The following is a 21,085-nucleotide window of genomic DNA, read 5'->3' on the forward strand; positions in this document are numbered from 1 at the left end:
ATCTCGCCTTCTAACTGTTTTGTTATTATCTATTATTTCCAAACAAGTCTAATGCCTATAGTTTCCCAGGAGGCAAAATCTTTCTTTCTACTGGTATCTTAAATGCGATCGGAACCGAAGCCGAATTCGCGGGTTTGTTAGGCCATGAGGTCGCTCATGCCGTGCTTTCCCATGGTTATAGTAAAATGGTCGATCGATTGAGTGTAGGGGCTGTAGGCAACGTGTTTGGAGTCGGACTTATCTTTGATAGTCAGGTAGCTGAAAACACCCCCACTGAAGAAAAGCAAGCCGATATTTTGGGCACGCGAGCGATCGCTTCTGGAGGCTACTCCGCCGATGGCATATGGACTGTGATGCGCTTATTAAAGGCAATTCAAGCCAATGAAGGGAAGCTCAGCTATTTAAGCTCCCATCCTCTATCTGAGGATCGCCTTGCCAATCTAGAAGAATTTATCAATCGAAATAACTTCAATCGTTATGGATTTGAAGGAGTGTCTAGCTTTAGAGAAATGCAAAAGCGCTTGGTTGGCGAACAGCTTTCTGAAACTAACCCTCAGATCGTACCACTAGATAAAGAACCACTCGTTCCTAACTCGGGTAATCCTTCTGTTGCTACCCTCTTCAGGCTGTCAGTCGGGGAAAGTTCCCCTCTCCGCCAGAATGGAACGAGATCGGGTTGCGGTCAGTTTAGATGGTGCTGTTGTTGCAGATGATTGCTTGTCATTGACGATCGCATTACGCATAAAAAACAATAGCGATCGGGCTTTTACGTTTGGTTCGAGTTTAGTTCGGGTTTTAAATAGCACTGGCGATCCACTCAAATCACTGTTAACCCTTAAAAAGGGGAAATCATTTACAGTGGCAACAGGCGAAGAACTAGAAGCAAGTTTGCAAGTTCTCAAACATCGCTGGATCGACAATGGCAATCAAGATTTAATTCTCGAAATGAAAGAGGCTAGCTCAGTGGCACGAGTCTTTCGCTTGGCATTCTAAAAGTTCAAAAACTAAAACTTAAACGGATTGAAGATAGGAACAACAGGAAACCATTGTAATAGAACTTTGGATAGTTCATTAGAAGTATCAATGGAATTACTTTCAGGATTCGGAAGCTTGAGGCATTGTTTGTAAAGCAGTTCCTCTAGGGGCAATGTGCCATAGACCAGTGACGAGATCCCCTCAATCGTTGCCTCAAGATCGGGTTGGGAATTGTCGCTTCTAGTCACGCTTAACTTACCTTCTTGGCTCCGCAATATAAAGACGCCTTGATTCCATGCACAAAGCGGATCGGATACAGCGATCGCAACTTCTCCAATCGCAGGTGCGGGCAAATCCCTTAAAGCCTCACTGACATCTATAACTCTTACCATCCAAGGCTGATGAGAAACGATCGCTTCGATGGGATGTGGGGCATCCCTGAATAGAGTATGAAAATGGCTATTTGCTGGAACCGACATTGTAACGTAGTCGATCTGATCGCGATGGTTGGCAAAAAAAGCCATGAGGCGATCGCGGGCTTCTAGATTCTTCCAAAACATGGCATAGATATCGATGCACCTCGTGCCACCTTCCTTGGCTGTGCGGCTGTCGATGCTGTAGAGGGCGATCGCCAAGGTTTCGCCGTTATGTTTCACAGAAACACAGATCTTATGTCTGTACCACAGACACCATTGTTCGTAGGTCAGACCTGGTATTGCTAAACCATGATGTTGCTGGGGCGGCAAAGACGATATAAACGCTAAAATCGGATCTTTTAGATCGCTAGCAGGTTGGCGCTCCCATTGCCAGCGATCGATCGGCTCTGATGACGCGGGGGATAATGAATTTTGGCTGAGATAATGGCGCAAGGCTTGAATTGGGACTTTTAGCTCTAAATTTGCGTTAGCGGTCACATAGCCAAAGGCAGCGTAAAAGCTTTCTTTAAAGGGCTGTAACATACTGACGCAGATCCCCTTGGTTTTCATCTCTATAAAAGCCGCTTTGATTAAATTTTTAACACAGCCTTGATTGCGATATTCTGGATATGTCCATACCCCTCCAATACCTCCCATCGGTTTGACAATCCCTCGTACCGATTGTCGAAAGCGGAAATTTTGCAGGGCGGCAGCTATTTTGCCCGCGATCGCGGCAACAAATACGTCGTCAGGATTAATTGTCCCCAATTGAGAGACTTTAAATTCTTGATGAAACCACTGGCTATAGGCATATCGATCGCCACGAAGAATCTCGTCTCGTTCGGCGAGGTCGATCTTCCTGATTTCCATGTTGGTATTTCTAAGTTGGTATTTCTAACTTGGTACAATAGTAAATTATTATTTAAGCATCACGATTTTAGATATAAACCTATAGAGGACTGTTATGGCAGGAACGACTGGAGAACGTCCATTCTCAGACATTATTACAAGTATTCGTTATTGGCTAATTCATAGCTTGACGATTCCCGCTTTGTTTTTAGCAGGTTGGCTATTTGTGCAAACAGGTCTTGCCTATGACGTGTTTGGTACACCTAGACCCAATGAGTACTACACCCCCGATCGCCAAACAGCACCAGTGCTTCGCGATCGCTACGATGCCAGCCAAGAAATCCCTGCGGCGGCTAAATAATAGTTAGGAAATCACCCCCTAAAACCAAGATTCATTATTTAAACTGCTGTTATGACTAACTCAAATCAACCCGTTCAATATCCAGTATTTACAGTGCGTTGGTTGGCAATCCATGCCCTCGGCGTACCCACTGTATTCTTCATTGGCGCAATCACTGCTATGCAGTTCATTTCTCGTTAGACACTACTGATTAACCCAGAGAATTTAGAGGTCTTATTATTCATGGCTCCCAAAAATCCTAATAGCCAACCTGTAGAGCTAAACCGTACATCGCTCTTTTTGGGTTTGCTGCTTATTTTTGTTACTGTTTTGTTGTTTTCGAGCTATTTCTTTAACTAGTTGCTCGTACTGGTTATGTTGATAGCTTTACAAACTTCAAGCCAAAACTCAAATTGAAACTTAGATCGCCGATTTGAATCAAAATTCAGATAAAACTTATTTTATAGAGGTGTAAACGATGACAGAAGGTGGGCGTATTCCTTTATGGTTGGTAGCAACAGTTGCTGGAACTGGTGTGCTTGTTGTAGTCGGTTTGTTTTTCTATGGCTCTTATATCGGTCTTGGTTCTTCTCTGTAACCAAACAGCCAACCTAGCTTGTTGAGTTTTCTCCATTAAGCTGAAGATCGAATTAGGCGACTAATTTAGATCGTTAGACTGAGAAACTCAAGTTTTCAAAAAGCAATCATTAAATTATTAGAAATTATTTGGGATAAGCACCGAGGAATCATAAGTTCCTGTGGTGCTTATCTTTTTGCGCCCATTTCCGCATTCTCGGATTTGTGTTTATTGATGCTACTTGTTTGCATTGCCTGAGCGATCCTTGAGACAACCTGCAATTTTCTAGTTCAAAGGCTAGATAAAGCTAAGTTCATACATTGTGAGTTAAGTAAGGTATTGCATGAGTAAACCCAAGCGTGTTGGTATTCTCACCAGTGGCGGTGATTGTGGTGGCTTAAACGCGGTGACTAGAGCCGTTGTGCGGCGAGCCCGAGACTATGACATAGAGATCTATGGAATTAAAGATTCGACCCAAGGATTGATGAATCGCCCCGTTGATGCCGAACTCCTTGATATTAAAAAGGTTTCTGGCATTCTGAGATATGGCGGCACTATTCTGGGCACGATCAATAAAGGGAATCCCTTCGCTTTTCCCATGCCCGATGGCAGTCTTGTCGATCGCTCCGATGAAGTAATTGAAGGTTACAAGCAACTGGGGCTAGATGCCCTAATTGTGGTAGGTGGCGATGGCAGTCTGGCAATTTTACGCAAACTTGCCCAAAAGGGTAATTTAAATCTCGTTGCCGTGCCCAAAACCATTGATAACGATCTTGGTGCTACCGAATATTCCGTAGGGTTCAACACGGCTGTCGATGTTGCGGTTGAAGCCTTAGATCGACTCACCTACACGGCGATCAGTCACAGCCGCGTCATGATTTTAGAAGTGATGGGACGCGATGCGGGGCATATTGCTGTGAGTGCTGGGATTGCTGGTGGTGCGCATGTGATTCTCATTCCTGAGATTCCCTATAGCATGGAAAAAATCTGTAAGACCTTAAGCGAACGACGCGATCGGGGCATCAACTTTAGTACGATGGTCGTCGCCGAAGCCGTCAAAACTGAAACAGGTGAAGCGGTCAAGTACACCAATAGTTTGGGTCAGTCTCTGTATGGCGGGATTGCTCAGTATTTGGGCGACCAGATCAGCACCAGCACGGGTATTGAAACTCGCGTCACAACTCTCGGTCACGTCCAGCGTGGCAGTAAGCCTTCGGCATTGGATCGCGTTCTAGGTGCAGCCTTTGGGGTCAGTGCTGTCGATCTGATTGCCCAAGAGAAATTTGATCATATGGTGGCATGGCAAAACCGTCACATCGTGGCGGTGCCAATCATGGAAGCGATCTCCCAATATCGTGCCGTTGAGACCGATGGCGGTTTAATTAAAACTGCGATCGGTCTGGGAACCTATGTCGGCGAAATCGATCGCGTGACGGCTGCTAGCTAAGATGCCATGCATCAATTCACTGCAAGGGAATAAACCCCAATTTCTGCACAATTTGTTGTCCCTGTGGGGATAGGGCTAGATCGATAAACTGTTTGACCGCAGGGCTAGTCTGTTTTTTGACTGCCAAAAACAGATTGCGCGTGATTGGGTATTTACCTGCTTTGATGGCGGCAACATCTGTCGGTGCTGCCCCATCAATCGATACAATTCGCACAATTTCTTGCTTCTCAACTTGAGACACGGTGGCATAGCTGATGCCGTTATCTCCAATTGCGCGTAAGATGGCTGTGGTTTCGTCCTGCGGCCAAGTAATAAAGTTGGCACTATCGGGCGCAAAGGGTTGACCTTTTAACACGACATCTTGAAATAGGTCTCTGGTTCCGCTAGCAGACGCACGATTGATTGCCTTAATCGGTATATTGGCTCCCCCTACCTGAGACCAGTTGGTGATTTTACCTGTATAAATGTCTCGGACTTGGTCAAAGGTTAAGCTACCTTTAAACGAATTATTTGCCCCCACAACGATCGCAACCGCATCTTTAGCGATCGGAAAAAGTTGCACCCCTGCCTGTGCCTCGTTTACCTTGAGCGGACGCGAAGTCGCAGCGATCGCCACAGAACCATTCATTAAATTTTGAATGCCCTTGCTCGATCCGCCCGGGCTACCATCAGGCACACCAAAAGTAGAGGGAATATTGGGATTAACCTGAGCGTAGGCAGTACGCAATTCTTTGACTAAGGAAACCATGGCGGTACTGCCGTCAATACCCAAGATCGCAGGGTTTGGTTGAGAGGTATCTAGGGAAGCTACAGAAACAGGACTCGGAGGGGCTTGTGTGGCTGAAGAGGTTGGCGATGAAGTTGGACTAGCCGTCTCAGTTGAGGTTGTTTGTACGGAATTTTTGCTCTCCTTCTGGAAATACCAGTACCCCCCTGCTGCTAATCCACCTGTAACTAACAGACTCAAAATTAGGACTGCCGTTTCTTTCCCTTGAGACATTCGTCATTGCTCCTATCAGCGATCGGTAAATAGTTATGTTTGCTTTATCTGCGGTAGTTATGCGTGAATGGTGCTTATGATAGCTGAAACAGAGAGGGGACTGAGACTTCCATCCCAATCCCCCCGATTCGTTATTTATTTCGCTATGGATCTAGATACCGACGGCAAACTAGGCATCATTTAAAGCAGCGATGCCAGGAAGTACCTTGCCTTCTAGCAGTTCGAGACTGGCGCCACCACCTGTAGAAATATGGCTCATTTTGTCGGCTACGCCAACTTTCTCAACGGCTGCTACGGAGTCACCACCGCCGATGATCGTGATTGTGCCTGAACCCGTTAGACCAGCAAGCGTGTGGGCAATTCCGTCTGTACCTGCGGCAAATTTATCAAACTCAAATACACCCATAGGACCATTCCAAATGACGGTCTTGCAATCAGCCAATGCCTCTTGGAATACCTTGAGCGAGTCAGGTCCAATATCTAAGCCCATCCAACCATCGGGAATATTGTTAATGCTGACGGTTTGAGAGTTGGCATCAGGGGCAAAGTTATCAGCTACGACAACATCGGTAGGCAAAAGCAGTTGTACGCCTTTTTGCTTGGCGATTTCTTCGAGAGATTTTGCCAATTCGAGCTTGTCTTCTTCGACCAAGGACTTACCTACGGCAAGGCCTCTGGCTTTATAGAAGGTAAAGATCATGCCACCACCGATCAAAAGCTTGTCTACTTTACCGAGTAAAGCTTCAATCACACCAATTTTGCTAGAAACCTTAGAACCACCGACGATCGCTGCTAGAGGACGTTGGGGCGTATCAATTGCACCGCTCAAGTACTGCAACTCTTTGTCGAGCAAGAAACCAGCGACGGAGGGGCTGAGATATTTGGTAACGCCTTCTGTGGAAGCATGGGCGCGGTGGGCAGCGCCAAAGGCATCGTTAACATACATGTCAGCAACGGATGCTAACTTACGGGCAAATTCAGGATCGTTCTTTTCTTCTTCAGGATAAAAGCGCACGTTCTCAAGCAAGACAACATCACCATTGCTCAGACCCGCGACGGTTGCGGCTACGGCATCGCCAATACAATCATCGGTCTTGGCTACGGGCTTACCGAGAAGCTCTGACAGACGTACGGCGATCGGATTGAGTCTTAAATTTTCAGTCACACCTTTAGGTCTGCCGAGGTGACTAGTGAGAATTACTATGGCTCCAGCTTCAGTCAAATAGTTAATGGTGGGCAATGCAGCGCGAATGCGGGTGTCGTCGGTAATTGCTCCAGTTACTTTATCTTGAGGTACGTTAAAGTCCACTCTGACCAACACTTTCTTTCCAGCTAAGTCAGCAGAGTTTAAAGACGCTAAAGTTTGCTTCGCCATAGAAAAATCCTTACGTTATGTTAAATATTTTTTAGACTGTCTTAACAATCTTACCGAATAACTAGTATCAATATTTACAGCTTGGCAGATATTTTGATAAGTCTTTAGGTATAAATACTGATGACCTATAATTCTAAGCAATACAACTGGAGAATCAAGGTAAACTAGACAGGCTGACTGTTGCTTTTTAACTGAATATTTGTTTAAGGGCGCACAAGGCAAAATCGACTCAAACTCATAAACCAGAACTTAGACAGACAAACTCGTTATGGCAAAACGCTACATTGTTGACTCAGCTCAGATTACTCGTCGTGTAGAAGATTTGGTGGGTAAAGCTTCTAATCGCTACCGTATTACGGTGCAGGTCGCCAATCGTGCCAAGCTCAGACGTTACGAAGAAATTGACGATTACGACGATCACGCCATGAAACCAATTCTCAGAGCCATTATTGAGATGTCTGATGAAATGACCCAACCAGAAATTTTGAGCGATTAGGTTTAGATCCCCCCCAGCCCCCCTTGAATTAAGGGGGAGAATCTGGAAGTACCCTTTTTAAAAGCGATCGCTCCCTAAGACTTAGCGATTAAGTCTTAGCGATTAAATGTATAGCGACTAGATTTATAGATTCAAACGAATGCCAAAACGCATGGCAAGTGGTGCGGGCTGGCGACTCGGTTGGCAATCTGAGGCAGAGGTTTTTGAAGGTTTGGTGGGTGGCGATCGCTGGGCGATCGAGCTTACAGGTCAGGAACTGCGCGATTTTTGTCGGCTGAGTTTGCAGCTTGCAGATACGATGACACACATGGAAACAGAGCTAAGCGATCGCGAGAAGCTCACCTGTACGGCTGCTACCGAAATGATTCGCGTAGAGGTAACGGGTTACCCACAGGAGTTTAGCCTGCACGCCCAACTTCAAGTCGGACGCAGGGCCGAACTAGATTGGGCGGCATCCTCCGTACCCGAATTGATTGCAGCAATTAAAAATCTTACTGCCGATCTAAATCCCACCTGAAGTTTATCCCACCTGAACTTTTAGACGACTACCAAGGGATGTTGGCGAAGGCATTAATTGCGATCGGGTGCAACCAGCGAAATAGAACTACGGCAATAATTACACCGATATAGGCAGGACGGATGAATTCTTTCCATTCAAAGGTTTGGCGTCCTTGCACGATCGCCAGAAATGGAAATACAGAAGTTCGCTGTTTCAGCTCCTCAAAAGCATCGCCATAGCGTTCCAGCAAACGGCGATCGCCATGCCACACACCAAAAAGATGATGCAAGATCAGCGCAAGGGAAGTTACTACCATAAAGCTGCTCCCAATCCAGAGTGTATGGGCAACACACCAAATAATTTGACCAACCATCTGTGGATGGCGGGTGATGCGAATAATTCCCGTTTCATGTAGATGAACCTGTGGCTTTGCGATCGCAGCTACTTCCAGTAGATTGAATGTGGAGGGATAGAGAAACAAAAAAGAAATTGCGGATACGACCAAAACCAGAGGGTTGATGCCCGGTACAGCTTGCACTTGCCAGAGCTGTATGCCGTCATAGCGATGATTAAAGAAATAGATCAACAGGATTGATGCGAGGGGTAGGCTAACCAGTGCAAAAATCACCCGATATGCTCTAGCCCCAATCAATTTTTCGCCCCGCATCCGTAAAGCTGCTAGACCACTGTGCGCGATCGCAAAAATTGCAATCAGTCCTACCATCGTGGCATGGGTCTGAAATTCTGGAAAAACTAAAGGAATCGTGGAACTAATGGCAGGCATGGATTAAAGTTTGCAAGAGAGAATGATTTCACTGCAATTTTAACAACGATTTACCCGACAAACATCATGCGCCAGATATTCATCGTTTTCTTGGGAGGAGGATTTGGGAGTGTTTCGCGATTTTTGCTTAGTAAAACGATTAGTCGCCAATTTGAACTTACATTCCCATTGGGGACTTTTTTTGTGAATATTTTGGGGTGTTTTCTCATTGGTGTAGTTTATGCCCTTGTGGCAAAATATCGCTTAAGTCCAGCTTTGAGTTTGCTGCTTGCCACAGGTTTTTGTGGAGGATTTACCACCTTCTCTTCTTTTGCCTATGAGAACAATTCACTTTTTGAAAGTGGTGACTACCTTACCCTATTTCTCTATGTTTCTCTAAGCGTCATGCTCTGCCTATTTGCCACTTTTTTGGGGATTTTTATCGCCAGAAATACTTAGCCCTGTCCCAACCCAACACGAATTGTCATCGTTTAAGCTCTCAGATATAGTGCTAAATATCAACTTTTGTTTCAATTAAGCACTATATACAGGATAAAATCTTCTGCATCCGCAACTAATCGAAAAAAATATGTTAACCTTTAAGGTTAATAAAATTATACAAGTCCTGCTATAATGGACATATTCTTCCAAGATAAGAAGTTTGCAAAATCCTGTAACAATCAAAAGTTACTGATCAAAGAACATGGATTAGATAGAGCTAGTCGAATTCGACGACGATTGGATGACCTCTCTGGTGCTGTTTCGCTTGTAACTATGCGCGATTTGCCAGGGCGATGTCATGAGTTGCGAGGCGATCGCGCTGGTCAGTTGTCGCTGGATCTCGATGGCCCATATCGACTTATCTTTGAACCTGCAAACGATCCAATCCCCAAAAAACTGGATGGGGGAATAGATTGGACGCAAGTAACCGCAGTGCGGATTATTGGAGTAGATAACACCCATGAGTAGCAAAGTTCACAATCAATATTTGCCAGATTATGTTTCTCCCCCCGGCGAAACATTACTTGAGGTGCTTGAAGAAAGAGGCATGAGCCAAGCTGACTTGGCAGATCGCACAGGGCGACCCAAAAAAACTATTAGCGAAATTATTAATGGCAAAGCAGCCATTACAACAGACACAGCTTTACAGCTAGAACGAGTCTTAGGTATTTCTGCAAGTTTCTGGAATAGCCGCGAGCAGAAATATCGAGAATTTTTGGCGCGTCAGCAAGAGCAAGCACGCTTACAAGTACAGATCGCTTGGCTGGAGAAGGTTCCTGTCAAGGAAATGATAAAACTTGGCTGGATTGAAAAGTCTAAGGAGAAAGTTGAACAGTTACAAATTGTTTTGAATTTTTTTGGTGTGGTTTCACCCGAACAGTGTGATGTCTATTGGGGAACGAAAGCGTTGGCTTTTCGGAAATCTGTTGCTTTTGAGAGCGATCGCATCGCAACAAATGCTTGGCTAAGAAAGGGCGAACTCGATGCTCAAAAGATCGAGTGTGCTCCCTATGATGCAGAAAAGTTTAAACGAGCCTTAGAGGAGATTCGCAGTCTTACGGTGGAAAATCCCAAGGAGGCAATCTCTAAAGTTAAACAACTATGTGCAGCAGCGGGTGTGGTAGTTGTTTTAGTCCCTTCTCTAAAAGGTGTTAGGGCTAGTGGGGTAACACGTTGGTTAACACCAACTAAAGCACTGATACAACTCAGTTTTCGCTATAAACGTGACGATCGCTTCTGGTTTACTTTCTTTCATGAATCTGGACATGTACTTCAAGAAAGAAAACGTGATGTTTTTATTGAAACAGACGAGAAAAAGGACTACGACCCAAATGATGCAATGGAAAAGGGTGCAGACGAGTTTGCGGCAAATCTGCTAATTCCGAAGCAACCATTGCAGCAGTTTCTAGAAAATGGGAAATTAGACGATCGGGAGATCTCACTTTTTGCTACAGAACTTGGGATTGCCCCTGCGATCGTTGTGGGCAGGTTGCATCATGATGGGGTTTTAGCCTATAACCGAGGTAATAATTTGAGGCGAAAGATAGATTGGGATGACTTTGTATAAAGAACTGCAGGAGAAATTATGGAGTGTAAGGTTTTCTATTCTTGGCAGTCTGACTGTCCCAACTCGACTAACCGAGGATTTATAGAGGCTGCTTTGGAAAGAGTTGCAAAAGAAATCCACAAAGATGATTCCATCCTCGTTGAGCCCGTTATCGATCGGGATACACAAGGTGTAGCTGGTTCCCCTGATATTGCAAATACCATCTTTAATAAAATAAGAGAGTGTCAGGTTTTTGTCTGTGACGTTTCAATCATCAACAATGGCAAGGATGGTAGACTAACACCAAACCCAAATGTTCTAGTGGAGCTTGGCTTTGCTGTGGGCGTATTAGGGTGGGAAAGAATAGTTCTAGTAATGAATACAGCCTTTGGAGAAATTGAGAGCCTGCCATTCGACTTGCGGATGCGACGCATTACCTCCTACACATTACCTGTCAATTTTGAGAGCAAAGCTGATATGCGTAGAGTACTTGAAGGCAAATTAGGTGCAGCACTTCGCGAAATCTTAAGGGTTGAAATGACTGTAGTTGAATCAACGCCTGCCCCTCCATCTATTGTTGAACAAGCTATAACAGCTATTGAAGACTCACAACCCAATGCTCCAGTGCTAGCTCGAAAATATTTATCGTGGCTTGTGGAAGAACTCATTCGCCTGTTCCCTGAGTACAAAGAAGATCGTCTAGATTTGCTCTTAACACAGGCAGACGATCCAACACAAGTTCTTGCATCCGAATTCTCAACGTTTGCAAAAGCTATAGCCGCCACCAATAATATTGAGATTGCTAAGGCAGTCTATGAAGGATTTGTTCCAATTCTGGAACTCTATGAATATCCAAGTGATTACTTTGGGGAAATACAAAAGACAGAATTTGACTTTTACCGCTTTCTGGGACATGAGTTATTTGTGTCATTCTTTTCTGCTTTTCTTGCAAATAAGCGTTGGGCATTAATTGCCGAACTGCTCAGCACGGAGTTGTATATTTCAAATGTTTACCGAATTAAATCTACATCAGTGCTATTCACCTATGCTAGTAGACATGTTGCAACATTTAATACAATCAATGACAGAGAAAAACTCAATAGAATATCGCTTCATGCTGATGTTCTTAACAAGCGTCATACCGAAAGTTCTCTCGCAAAGATTGTTCCTGCTCAATCTTTCATGGAAGCAGACTTCTTCTTATATCTAACTATTCCTCATGCACAATTGGCTTTTGGGAATTGGCATCCTTGGAGCGTTATATATTTGAATCGACCTCCCAGCTATTTGTCACAAGCTGCTAGTTGTCGTTTTGCTGAACAACTTCTCAGCCCAATGAATGTAGAAAATGTACAGGCACTTCGAGAGCATGTTTCAGATTGCATAGCGCGTCTGCAAGAATACTATCGCAGTTGCTACCACGAAATTTTGGAAAGATTCGATCCTCAAATTATAGGCAGTAGGTCGTAAAACAATCTTTCAATTACAGATAAATCCATATCCAAGCAATATGAAAACTAGGAAAGAACGATGATCGCCCATTTGAGGCAAATCCAATCGAATTTATTTTAGTCTTAAGCAATGTAAAAGGGAGCATAATTATGACGATCGCAGTTCAACCTAAGACAAATACGCTCTCTCTAGAAGAGTTTTTGGAGATTCCAGAGACAAAACCTGCTAGCGAATTGATCGATGGACAAATCTATCAAAAACCTATGCCCCAAGGAAAACATAGTACATTGCAAGGGCGATTTACCACCATCATCAATCAACGTGGGGAATCTGAACAACTTGCTTTTGCATTTCCTGTGTTGCGTTGTACTTTTGCAGAGCGATCGCTTGTACCCGATATTTGTGTGTTTGAATGGGCGAATATTCCACTCGATGCCGATGGTGAGATTCTCGATAAGATCGAACTTGCTCCTGATTGGATGATCGAAATCCTGTCACCTGAGCAATCGTCAATTCTTGTGATTGATAAAATCAGTTTTGCGCTAAAACATGGGACAAAGCTAGGCTGGTTGATTGCACCGAATGAAAAAACAGTTTTGACATTTCAGGGTGATCGCTTTAATAGCCATAAAGACGATGATATTTTGCCTGTCCTAGATGTTTTTCACAATTGGCAGTTATCTGTGGCTGACTTGTTTGACTTATTGACCTTTCCCACTAAAAAGTAAAAATTTGTATGTCTCTCAGTCTCAAGCGATCGCGCTAATACCTAACGAATCGATAGTTACAGTAGTTTTAAAGTCTTAAAACTCAACGATCAAGCCTAAGGTATCGGTGAGGTCGGCAAAAGTAACTTCAATTTGTTTCTGAAGTTCTAAAATACTGTTTCGTTCTGATTGAATTTTGGTTTGATAGTAATGACCGAGTTCTGGATTGGCTTTGAGATCGGTTTTTTCCCATAGATCGCGCCAGTGGCGATAGCGTTTTTCACCCATTACGAGTTGAATCTTAGCGATCGCTGCCTTAACCACCATGGTCGGACGCAGTAATGCCACCCGTGAGTTCTCATCGAGCCACAGGAGGTGATGCAATTGTTTTGCCATCTCAGGAATTTCCGCACAGGCAGTTTGCAATTGCTGCACGAGATGATCGGGAAAGGGTTCCACAGGTTCGAGGGAAGTTGTCTCTTCTTCCAGCATATCTAGGATCATCTGCCAGAGATGGCGGTGATTCGACATACTAAAGCTAATGTCTTCTGTTTCCAAGATCTCATAAACGAAGGCGCGATGTTGGGGGAAGTGGAGATAGATTTGCAGGAGTTGGGTTTCTGCCACATGTAATGCCGAGGTGGGCGTAGTCGGGGTTTGTGGTTTATTGCCATACCAACGGGAATAGCGCAATTGTCGGCGCAGGTCTTGTTCTAAGCGCAGGGCAAGGTATGAGTTCCCTTGAGCCAGTCGCTGAGCGCAGGTGTGAATGTAATGGGTGCGGATGAAGGTGTCGGGTAGATTTGTTAGTAGTTGGGTAATCGCCTGACTGCATTTTTGGAACTGGTCAGCTTGATTGAGATTCTGCCCAGCCAGAATCTGTTCGATTTGCCAGTCGATGAAAAGCGGTGCATTGGTTAAGAGTTCTTGATAGGCATTGGCATCATGCTGTTTGAGATACTCATCGGCATCCTTACCATCAGGCATTGTGAGAATGCGAAGTTGCACCGTTCCATTAAAAACTAAATCTTTAAACCCAGCGATCGCTTTTTCCGCCGCCGTAATTCCTGCCTTGTCCGCATCAAAGTTGAGAATGATGTGCTTCGATTCTGTATAGCGCAATAGCTGGCGCATCTGATCGCCGCTCAGAGCCACGCCCATCGTGGCAACGGCTTGCTGAATTCCCGCTTGGTGCAGTGCGATCGCATCAAAATACCCTTCTACCACCACGGCGCGATCGGTTTTGCTAATCGCATCTCTTGCCTTGTCCATCGCATAGAGAATGGAACCTTTGCTGAATAGTTCCGTTTCAGGCGAATTTAGATATTTAGGCTGTTCGTCTCCAAGGGAACGTCCTCCAAAGGCGATCGCTCTGCCTCTGGTGTCATGAATCGGAATCATCAAGCGATCGCGGAAGCGATCGTAATAGCCGCCGCCCCCTTTGCGGGGCACGATCAAACCTGCTTGCTCGACCAAAGCGGGCGGCAAGCGTTTTTGCTGAACCAAATAGCCATAGAGTGTATCCCAACCTGCGGGGGCATACCCCAGTTGAAAGGTCTGAATCGTCTCTTTAGTCAGTTGCCGCTTTTGGATGAGATAGTCATGGGCTTCCCGTCCCTGACTGGAAAACAGAGCATGTTGATAAAAGCTAGTTGCCAAACCCATGGCTTCATAAATCTGATCGCGATGGGAAAGTTGCCGTTGTAATTCTTGGGCTTTTTCGGGCTCTAGGGTACGAACTGCCACGCCATGCCGTTTGGCGAGATCCAACACCACATCTTGAAACGACCTTTTGCCGATGTCCATCAAGAACTTAAAGGCATCACCACTCGCGCCGCAGTTAAAGCAGTGATAGATCTGTTTGACGGGGTTAACGGTTAAGGCTGTGGGGTTACTGCCATTGTGAAACGGGCAAGCCCCGCGAAAATTTACGCCACTTTTGCGTAGCACAATATGCTCAGAAATGACATCGACGATGTCAACCTTCTGTCTGACCTGCTCTTTCGTATCAGGGTGAAGTCGGAGGTCTGTCATTGAGCATAAAGGCTTAGTTTGAAGCCCTAAACTACAAGAGCTTATATATTATGGCAAAACTCTTTGCTTAGCGATCGTAAATTTGGTTGTTTATTACGGATTTGCTAACAATGACTTCGATGTGTTACGCCCCTTAATTGTTTGTGAATGTTTCCAGTTCTTGCAGGCAAGATACCTACGCTACAAATTTTCAATCGCTACTGCTCTGAGAATCGCCGCACCTCCCATTGATATGCCATAGAGAAGGAATGATGGAGAATATTTGGATAGGTTTGCGGAATTTTCTGCGTCTATTTCGGAACATTCACAGGTAAACAAGGGTGGGGAGAATTCGTCTTTTGGCTATCTTGTCTCCTTCACAAATAATAGCGGGATAAGCGCGATCGCCCGCGCGATCGCAGACAGGAAGAACACGCCCCATAATCCTTCGTAGTGTGCAAACTGAGCGAGGAAACTACCAACGGTTGTGCCTAAAGCGCCGCTAACTCCTGCGATCGCCGCAGCGATTGCAAAAAAAGTTGCCCGATACGGCATCGGTGCAATATCGATCTGGATATTATTGCTACAGAGATCGATCGCGCTCCAAGTTCCTCCCCAAACGATATGGAACAAAGCCAGATAGATAAATAAATGTGCCTGTAAGGGCGCGGTATTGGTGAGCAGCCAGAATAGAGGCATTGCTGCGATCGCGATTCCCGCACATAACAACAGGGGAAGGTTGCCTAAGCGATCGCTCAGCCGTCCCCAGACCAATAGCATCACCATATTTGCGCCAATGTAGAGGGTATTAAACAAAGTGACCCAAGTTACCTCTAAGCCCAAATCATCCAGCATATAGAGATTAAAAAACGGAGCGCTGAGATTGAGGGCAAATCCCCATAGGGCAGCATAAAGCAGAAAGATCGCGAGGTTGCGATCGCCAAAAAGAGCGGATAGATCCTTGTATAGGGAAGGGTTCTCCTGTTGGCATTCCTGCGGATTGATATCCACCATAAATTGTTGGCAGCCCAAGCTCACTATCCCTGCCACAATGCCAACACCCAAAACGATGCCATAACCTGCAATCTCTCCCTCTTTCCATTCCGACACCACCAAACTCGCGATCGGTAAGCAGAGCAGACTAGCCAAATTACTCACAAGATAGCGAACGCTATAGTAGCGCCCCCGCAATTGTGCGGGTACTAGAGCAGCAAGCCAAGTCATCCATGAAGCACTGCCCAATGCCCCTAGAATATTGGAGCTAAATATTAGCGCTAGGGTTAAGTACACCAGTTGCCTAGGGCGATCGGCGTCAAAAATAATGCCTAAAAGCAGCAGCAACCACAATAATCGCGCAGGTAAAAATATCCACAGCCCATAGAAACAACGGCTATGGGTGCGATTGGATAGTAGGGCTCCTAGGGGTTGCAAAAGATTTGCCAGCATCGGTACAGAAGCCAACATGCCTATCTCTACTGGATTAGCGCCAAGATCTAGTAGAAATTTGTTGAGTAAAACGCCACCAGTCACGCTGTTAAAGACTGCCGCCAGACCTCCATCGATCGTGGAAGATCGAAGGCTATTGCGCATGGAGACTCTTGGTTTGATGCCTTCAGCCAAAGAGATACTTAGAGCAGAATTATCAAAAGATTCCTCAATCATTGGCTCGCCTTTGACAGTTGCCAGCAAGCTAGGGATAGCAGCCCTAAACCAATTGCCCAAAGGAAAGCCATCCACAACGCGATCGCTGCTCCATTTACACCAACTTCAAAAGCATCTAAGGCAATATAAGTCAAAGGTAATAGCCCCTCTTTAGCTGATTTTGCGTTTGGATAACTTTAGGTATAGCTATATTTCTTGATGAACCAAGTTTTGACAAATTGAGTTAAGACGCAATAGCAGGTGAGGATTAAAGCCAACCAGAGAAAATAAACGGCTGGTAAGGGAACAAACCCTAAACTGGTGGCGAGGGGAGAAAAGGGTAAATACATACCTACACCCATCACTGTAGCGGTAATCGCGAGGGTCGGGAAAGAAGCCCGACTTTGGAAAAAAGGAACTTTAGCTGTACGAATGACATGGACGATCAGCGTTTGCGTCATCAGGCTTTCCACAAACCACCCCGTTTGGAACAAGGCTTGATGCTCCCTAGAAGTTGCCCCAAACACAAACCACATCAGGGCATAGGTGGCATAGTCAAAGATGGAGCTAATTGGACCGATGAATATCATAAATCGCTGGATATTATCAATTTTCCACTTTGGTGGCTTTACCAATTCTTCTCGATCCACATCATCAAAGGGAATCCCCGTTTGCGAAAAGTCGTAGAGAAGATTATTGATCAATATCTGCACGGGCTGCATCGGTAAAAATGGCAAGAGCGCACTCGCACCCAAGACACTAAACATATTACCAAAGTTAGAACTCGTACCCATTCTGATGTATTTGATGATATTCGCAAAGGTCTTCCGACCTTCAACCACTCCAGAGCTTAGGACTAACAGATTTTTTTCTAATAGAATGATATCTGCTGACTCTTTAGCAATATCGACTGCTGTATCCACGGAAATACCCACATCGGCTTCCCGCAAAGCTGCCGCATCATTGATTCCATCTCCCATATATCCCACAATCGTGCCTTTCTTTCGCAGCACCTGAATTACTTTGGCTTTTTGGGTGGGAGAGAACTTCGCAAAAATCGTTGTGGTGGCTGCAACTTCGGCTAGTCGATCGTCGGATAAAGCTTCGATCTCACTGCCTAATAAAACATGGTGGACGGGCAGACCCACATCTTTACAGATTTTTCGAGTAATCACTTCATTATCGCCTGTTAAAATTTTGACATCGACACCAGAACACTTCAGGGCTTTAATTGCCTCCGCCGCAGAATCTTTGGGCGGATCGAGAAAGGCAATGTTCCCCAATAGAATCAGATCGCTTTCGTCAGCGATCGCGTAATGGGATTGATCCTTTGGCATCACTTTGTAGGCAACGGCAATTACCCGCAATCCATCGGCGTTGAGGGCTTGTTGTAAGTCAGCTACCTTTTTACGGGCTGATTCATCCATCGCTACAACCTCGTCATTGACTTTGAGTTGGGTGCAAACTTTTAGGATTTCTTCCACTGCACCTTTGCAAATTAGCACATGCTGTTTTCCCATTTCTTCGATCACGACAGACATGCGGCGGCGCACAAAGTCAAAGGGAATCTCGTCAAATTTCTGGTAGTTTTTCTCAATTTCTAAAGATTCGAGTTCGCGATCGTGTTCGAGAACAGCGATATCCAGCAAGTTTTTTAAACCTGTCTGATAGAAGCTATTGAGATAGGCATATTTGAGTACATCGGCACTCTCTTGACCGTAGGGGTCTAAGTGCCGCTGCAAGACGATTTTGTCTTGGGTCAGCGTCCCTGTTTTGTCCGTACAGAGAATATTCATAGAGCCAAAATCTTGAATCGCATCAATATTTTTGACAATTACCTTTTTGTCAGACATCGCGATCGCTCCCTTCGCCAAATTAGCCGTGACAATCACAGGTAACATTTCAGGAGCTAGTCCCACCGCCACAGATAAAGAGAATGTAAAGGCTTCGACCCAATTGCCTTTAACGATTCCATTGATTAAAAAGACGAGGGGAGCCATGATCAGCATAAAGCGTAACAACAGCATGGTGACGCCATTCACCCCTTTGTCAAAGCTGGTGCGGGGTTTGCGTCCACTGACGGTTTTAGCCAGAGATGCCAAGTAGGTATGCGTACCAGTTTCTGCGACAACGGCTGTTCCAGAACCACTCACCACTGCCGTACCCATAAAACAGAGATTCGCTAGCTCTAAGGGATTTTTCTCCTTGTCGTCGGGGAGTTCTACATGCTTTTCGGCGGGTAGAGACTCTCCAGTGAGGGTAGATTGGCTGAGGAATAAATCCTTTGCCGCAATCAGCCTGACATCCGCTGGAATCATATCTCCTGCTGACAGAAAAATAATATCCCCAGGCACAAGCAACTTCACTGCAATTTCTTTGCCTGCGGTTGCCCCCTTTACTTCTTTCGTATCGGATTTTAGAGCCATATTTTGTACGGTATCTTGGCGACTCACCGTAGCCGTCGAACTCACCATTTCCCGTAATTTTTCGGCAGCTTTGTTCGATTGAAATTCTTGGGAAAAGCGCAGCAATCCCCCAAAAATCACCATAATAAAAATAATTGCAGCGGCAGTCGTACTCCCTGTCAACAGTGAAATCACCCCGAGAACGATGAGTAACAGCGACAGGGGATTCGTTACTGTTTTCAGTAGTTGGATATACCATGCGATCGGTTTTTCGCGAGCGATTTCATTCAGTCCATATTTCTCTAGCCGCCGCTTGGCTTCACGATCGCTCAGCCCCTTTAGCGAAGTATCGAATAAGTGTAAAACTCCATCCACATCACAGTTCGCCATTTTGAGCAGTGATGTGGATGACTCCACATCTGAGCTAGATCCTGTTTTAGGCTTTTTGAGTGCATCGGTAGCTTTGCCTAATCGCGTCATAAAATCATTTCCTTTGGTTGGTCAAATTGAACTCGATAACCTTCCTATTTCGCGTACTCTGAGCGATCGCTGTTTGATTTACTGGATGAATTGATTGATTACGATATAAATTGTCATCAAAAATAATAAAAATCTTGAGAACCGATAAAAGCCTTAGGGCGATTGGGTTTAATGTGCTAGTGTGGTTGCGATCGCTATTTGACTTGTCGCATAAATTGATGAATTTCGAGATGAATCTTATTGAAACTGCTAGACGATCTTCAACAGTGAGAAGCTCTTTTCCATGACCTGCTATTTAACCAAAACCGATCGTGCGGTCAGCATGGATTCAATGTTCTAAGTTCCCGATCGCTTGCGTAAGTCGTCAGGAAGGTAAGCGCGATCGCCGAGGCGTTGTAGCAAGGGCCCGTGGGTATCAAACTTAACTACACTTACAGAGGCGGCAGGCATATCGATGCGATCGCGATAACGTCCCAGATCGATTCCCAACAGACTGCATAGGAGAATCCGAATGGTTCCCTTGTGGGAAACCACCAACACATTTCCCTCAGAATGCTCCGACTCAATTTTGCTAATCACAGGAGTAGCTCGGCTGGCTACTTCTACTGCGGTCTCGCCACCCGTAGGGGGATTCCAAGCTGGTTCAGTTAACCACTTGATGTAGTCATCGAGATGGTTTGCCTTAACGTACTCTGGGGTTTTGCCTTCCCACTCACCATAGTGAAGCTCCATGAGTCCGTCGCGCAGTTGCATCTCTAGCCCTACTGCGTCACAGAGGGGTTTAGCTGTGGCAATGGTTCGCTTCATCGGACTGACGTAGATCGCAGTCCAAGCGATCGCCTGATAGGTCGCTGCAAACGCCTCTGCCATACGATGCCCCTCAGCCGTCAAGTCTGGATCGAGCGTACCGCAATAGCCCCCAGTCTGGCTGTAAGTCGTCTCTCCATGGCGTAGAAAATACAGAGTTAGACTCATCTCATTCTCGTTGAATTTAGCTTACTTGTTGAGTTTAGCCCAATTCAGAACGGGTGAATGTATGGGCTTACTTAACCTTCACGGCGTTATCTGCGTCTAATCGGGCAGCGATCGCTTCTAAAATTGCCTCTTCTGCCTCATCGATGGTTGCCATAGCAACGATAATTCCACTAGCGGCGTAGTGTTCGGCGCGATCGGCACGACGGTTGAGTTCTTCAAATTCCTGTTTCGTTTTCCATTCTTCAACCTTTGATTTGACCTCAGCTTGCTTTTCTGCAGCTAGCTCAGCAAGTTTTGTTCTGTAGGTCGCGAATTCGTCTTTCTTCTTCTCTAGCTTGGCTTTAACCTCATTCAGTTTGGATTCAATCGTTGATTGGGTTTCCTCAGCGGCAGATTCTATGGTTGCCTTAACGGAGGACAAGCGATCGTCGATATCGTTTAATTTACCTCGAAAGATATTGGCAAAGCTGTCAATCTTTTCACTCATCATTCTTTTCCTAGCTTAGTGTGTGGAATCCTACTTCAATATTGTGACCCAGAGATGTTTGAAATCGTGTTGATGGGAGTGGTTGAATTGCATGAGTTTCATCGAAATGCATTTAAACTTTACAATGCTTATAGCAATTCT

Annotated in this window: 24 protein-coding genes; 14 read left to right on the plus strand and 10 right to left on the minus strand. The window is 45.3% G+C overall.

Going from position 1 to position 21,085, the window contains the following annotated elements; all coding sequences use genetic code 11:
- The first annotated feature begins 14 nt into the window (after positions 1-14).
- Together V2H45_RS08305 and V2H45_RS08310 are read left to right on the plus strand one after the other, a co-directional pair.
- Positions 15-713, plus strand: coding sequence for a M48 family metalloprotease (locus tag V2H45_RS08305; protein ID WP_330483221.1), 699 nt, complete (start codon positions 15-17; stop codon positions 711-713).
- Positions 661-993, plus strand: a complete 333-nt coding sequence (locus V2H45_RS08310; RefSeq protein WP_330483166.1) for a hypothetical protein — start codon at positions 661-663, stop codon at positions 991-993. Before V2H45_RS08305 ends, V2H45_RS08310 begins: the two co-directional genes overlap by 53 nt.
- A gap of 11 nt (positions 994-1,004) precedes the next feature.
- Here V2H45_RS08310 and V2H45_RS08315 read toward each other — a convergent pair whose 3' ends face one another.
- A complete protein-coding gene (locus V2H45_RS08315) occupies positions 1,005-2,261 on the minus strand; it encodes a GNAT family N-acetyltransferase (RefSeq protein WP_330483167.1) in 1,257 nt (418 codons plus the stop codon).
- Between the two features lie 94 nt (positions 2,262-2,355).
- On the opposite strand from V2H45_RS08315, the gene psbE reads away from it, so the two are divergent.
- From psbE to V2H45_RS08340, 5 genes are all read left to right on the plus strand, one after another.
- Positions 2,356-2,601, plus strand: coding sequence for a cytochrome b559 subunit alpha (gene psbE / locus V2H45_RS08320; protein ID WP_330483168.1), 246 nt, complete (start codon positions 2,356-2,358; stop codon positions 2,599-2,601).
- A gap of 51 nt (positions 2,602-2,652) precedes the next feature.
- Positions 2,653-2,781 (plus strand): cytochrome b559 subunit beta, encoded by a 129-nt coding sequence (gene psbF, locus V2H45_RS08325; RefSeq protein WP_330483169.1) that lies wholly within the window; start codon positions 2,653-2,655, stop codon positions 2,779-2,781.
- Between the two features lie 42 nt (positions 2,782-2,823).
- Positions 2,824-2,940 (plus strand): photosystem II reaction center protein L, encoded by a 117-nt coding sequence (locus tag V2H45_RS08330; protein WP_071590099.1) that lies wholly within the window; start codon positions 2,824-2,826, stop codon positions 2,938-2,940.
- 118 nt (positions 2,941-3,058) lie between these two features.
- The gene (locus V2H45_RS08335) at positions 3,059-3,178 is read left to right on the plus strand and encodes a photosystem II reaction center protein J (protein WP_330483170.1); all 120 of its coding nucleotides are present in this window, start codon (positions 3,059-3,061) and stop codon (positions 3,176-3,178) included.
- Positions 3,179-3,500: 322 nt separating this feature from the next.
- On the plus strand, positions 3,501-4,604 hold the full coding sequence (locus V2H45_RS08340; protein ID WP_330483171.1) for an ATP-dependent 6-phosphofructokinase: 1,104 nt from the start codon (positions 3,501-3,503) through the stop codon (positions 4,602-4,604).
- 16 nt (positions 4,605-4,620) lie between these two features.
- Here V2H45_RS08340 and V2H45_RS08345 read toward each other — a convergent pair whose 3' ends face one another.
- The gene (locus V2H45_RS08345) at positions 4,621-5,604 is read right to left on the minus strand and encodes a phosphate ABC transporter substrate-binding protein (protein WP_330483172.1); all 984 of its coding nucleotides are present in this window, start codon (positions 5,602-5,604) and stop codon (positions 4,621-4,623) included.
- 169 nt (positions 5,605-5,773) lie between these two features.
- Positions 5,774-6,979, minus strand: coding sequence for a phosphoglycerate kinase (locus V2H45_RS08350; RefSeq protein WP_330483173.1), 1,206 nt, complete (start codon positions 6,977-6,979; stop codon positions 5,774-5,776).
- A gap of 268 nt (positions 6,980-7,247) precedes the next feature.
- On the opposite strand from V2H45_RS08350, the gene V2H45_RS08355 reads away from it, so the two are divergent.
- Complete coding sequence (locus tag V2H45_RS08355; RefSeq protein WP_330483174.1) at positions 7,248-7,475, plus strand: DNA-directed RNA polymerase subunit omega; 228 nt, start codon at positions 7,248-7,250, stop codon at positions 7,473-7,475.
- 139 nt (positions 7,476-7,614) lie between these two features.
- Positions 7,615-7,992: a DUF1818 family protein gene (locus V2H45_RS08360; RefSeq protein WP_330483175.1), complete on the plus strand. Its 378-nt coding sequence runs from the start codon at positions 7,615-7,617 to the stop codon at positions 7,990-7,992.
- Between the two features lie 28 nt (positions 7,993-8,020).
- Here V2H45_RS08360 and V2H45_RS08365 read toward each other — a convergent pair whose 3' ends face one another.
- Positions 8,021-8,758 carry an NnrU family protein gene (locus V2H45_RS08365; protein WP_330483176.1) on the minus strand — a complete coding sequence of 246 codons (738 nt, stop codon included), beginning with the start codon at positions 8,756-8,758 and terminating at the stop codon, positions 8,021-8,023.
- Between the two features lie 66 nt (positions 8,759-8,824).
- Here V2H45_RS08365 and crcB point away from each other — a divergent pair, with 66 nt between their 5' ends.
- From crcB to V2H45_RS08390, 5 genes are all read left to right on the plus strand, one after another.
- On the plus strand, positions 8,825-9,196 hold the full coding sequence (crcB, locus tag V2H45_RS08370) for a fluoride efflux transporter CrcB (protein WP_330483177.1): 372 nt from the start codon (positions 8,825-8,827) through the stop codon (positions 9,194-9,196).
- 174 nt (positions 9,197-9,370) lie between these two features.
- Positions 9,371-9,706: a type II toxin-antitoxin system RelE/ParE family toxin gene (locus V2H45_RS08375; RefSeq protein ID WP_330483178.1), complete on the plus strand. Its 336-nt coding sequence runs from the start codon at positions 9,371-9,373 to the stop codon at positions 9,704-9,706.
- Positions 9,699-10,805 carry a HigA family addiction module antitoxin gene (locus V2H45_RS08380; protein ID WP_330483179.1) on the plus strand — a complete coding sequence of 369 codons (1,107 nt, stop codon included), beginning with the start codon at positions 9,699-9,701 and terminating at the stop codon, positions 10,803-10,805. The genes V2H45_RS08375 and V2H45_RS08380 overlap by 8 nt, the downstream gene beginning before the upstream one ends.
- 93 nt (positions 10,806-10,898) lie before the next feature.
- Positions 10,899-12,254 carry a hypothetical protein gene (locus tag V2H45_RS08385; RefSeq protein ID WP_330483180.1) on the plus strand — a complete coding sequence of 452 codons (1,356 nt, stop codon included), beginning with the start codon at positions 10,899-10,901 and terminating at the stop codon, positions 12,252-12,254.
- 131 nt (positions 12,255-12,385) lie between these two features.
- Positions 12,386-12,964, plus strand: coding sequence for a Uma2 family endonuclease (locus tag V2H45_RS08390; protein ID WP_330483181.1), 579 nt, complete (start codon positions 12,386-12,388; stop codon positions 12,962-12,964).
- A 75-nt stretch (positions 12,965-13,039) separates the two neighbouring features.
- Here V2H45_RS08390 and dnaG read toward each other — a convergent pair whose 3' ends face one another.
- From dnaG to V2H45_RS08420, 6 genes are all read right to left on the minus strand, one after another.
- Entirely contained in the window at positions 13,040-14,977 is a 1,938-nt protein-coding gene (gene dnaG / locus V2H45_RS08395; protein ID WP_330483182.1) for a DNA primase, read from the minus strand.
- Positions 14,978-15,319: 342 nt separating this feature from the next.
- Entirely contained in the window at positions 15,320-16,618 is a 1,299-nt protein-coding gene (locus tag V2H45_RS08400; protein WP_330483183.1) for an MFS transporter, read from the minus strand.
- Positions 16,615-16,752 carry a hypothetical protein gene (locus V2H45_RS08405; protein WP_330483184.1) on the minus strand — a complete coding sequence of 46 codons (138 nt, stop codon included), beginning with the start codon at positions 16,750-16,752 and terminating at the stop codon, positions 16,615-16,617. Before V2H45_RS08405 ends, V2H45_RS08400 begins: the two co-directional genes overlap by 4 nt.
- A gap of 42 nt (positions 16,753-16,794) precedes the next feature.
- Entirely contained in the window at positions 16,795-19,482 is a 2,688-nt protein-coding gene (gene mgtA / locus V2H45_RS08410; protein ID WP_330483185.1) for a magnesium-translocating P-type ATPase, read from the minus strand.
- Between the two features lie 336 nt (positions 19,483-19,818).
- A complete protein-coding gene (locus tag V2H45_RS08415; protein WP_330483186.1) occupies positions 19,819-20,457 on the minus strand; it encodes a histidine phosphatase family protein in 639 nt (212 codons plus the stop codon).
- A gap of 67 nt (positions 20,458-20,524) precedes the next feature.
- A complete protein-coding gene (locus tag V2H45_RS08420) occupies positions 20,525-20,944 on the minus strand; it encodes a hypothetical protein (RefSeq protein ID WP_330483187.1) in 420 nt (139 codons plus the stop codon).
- Positions 20,945-21,085 lie beyond the last annotated feature (141 nt).

The organism is Tumidithrix elongata BACA0141 (assembly GCF_036349135.1).
Taxonomy (GTDB): Bacteria; Cyanobacteriota; Cyanobacteriia; order Pseudanabaenales; family Pseudanabaenaceae; genus Tumidithrix; species Tumidithrix elongata.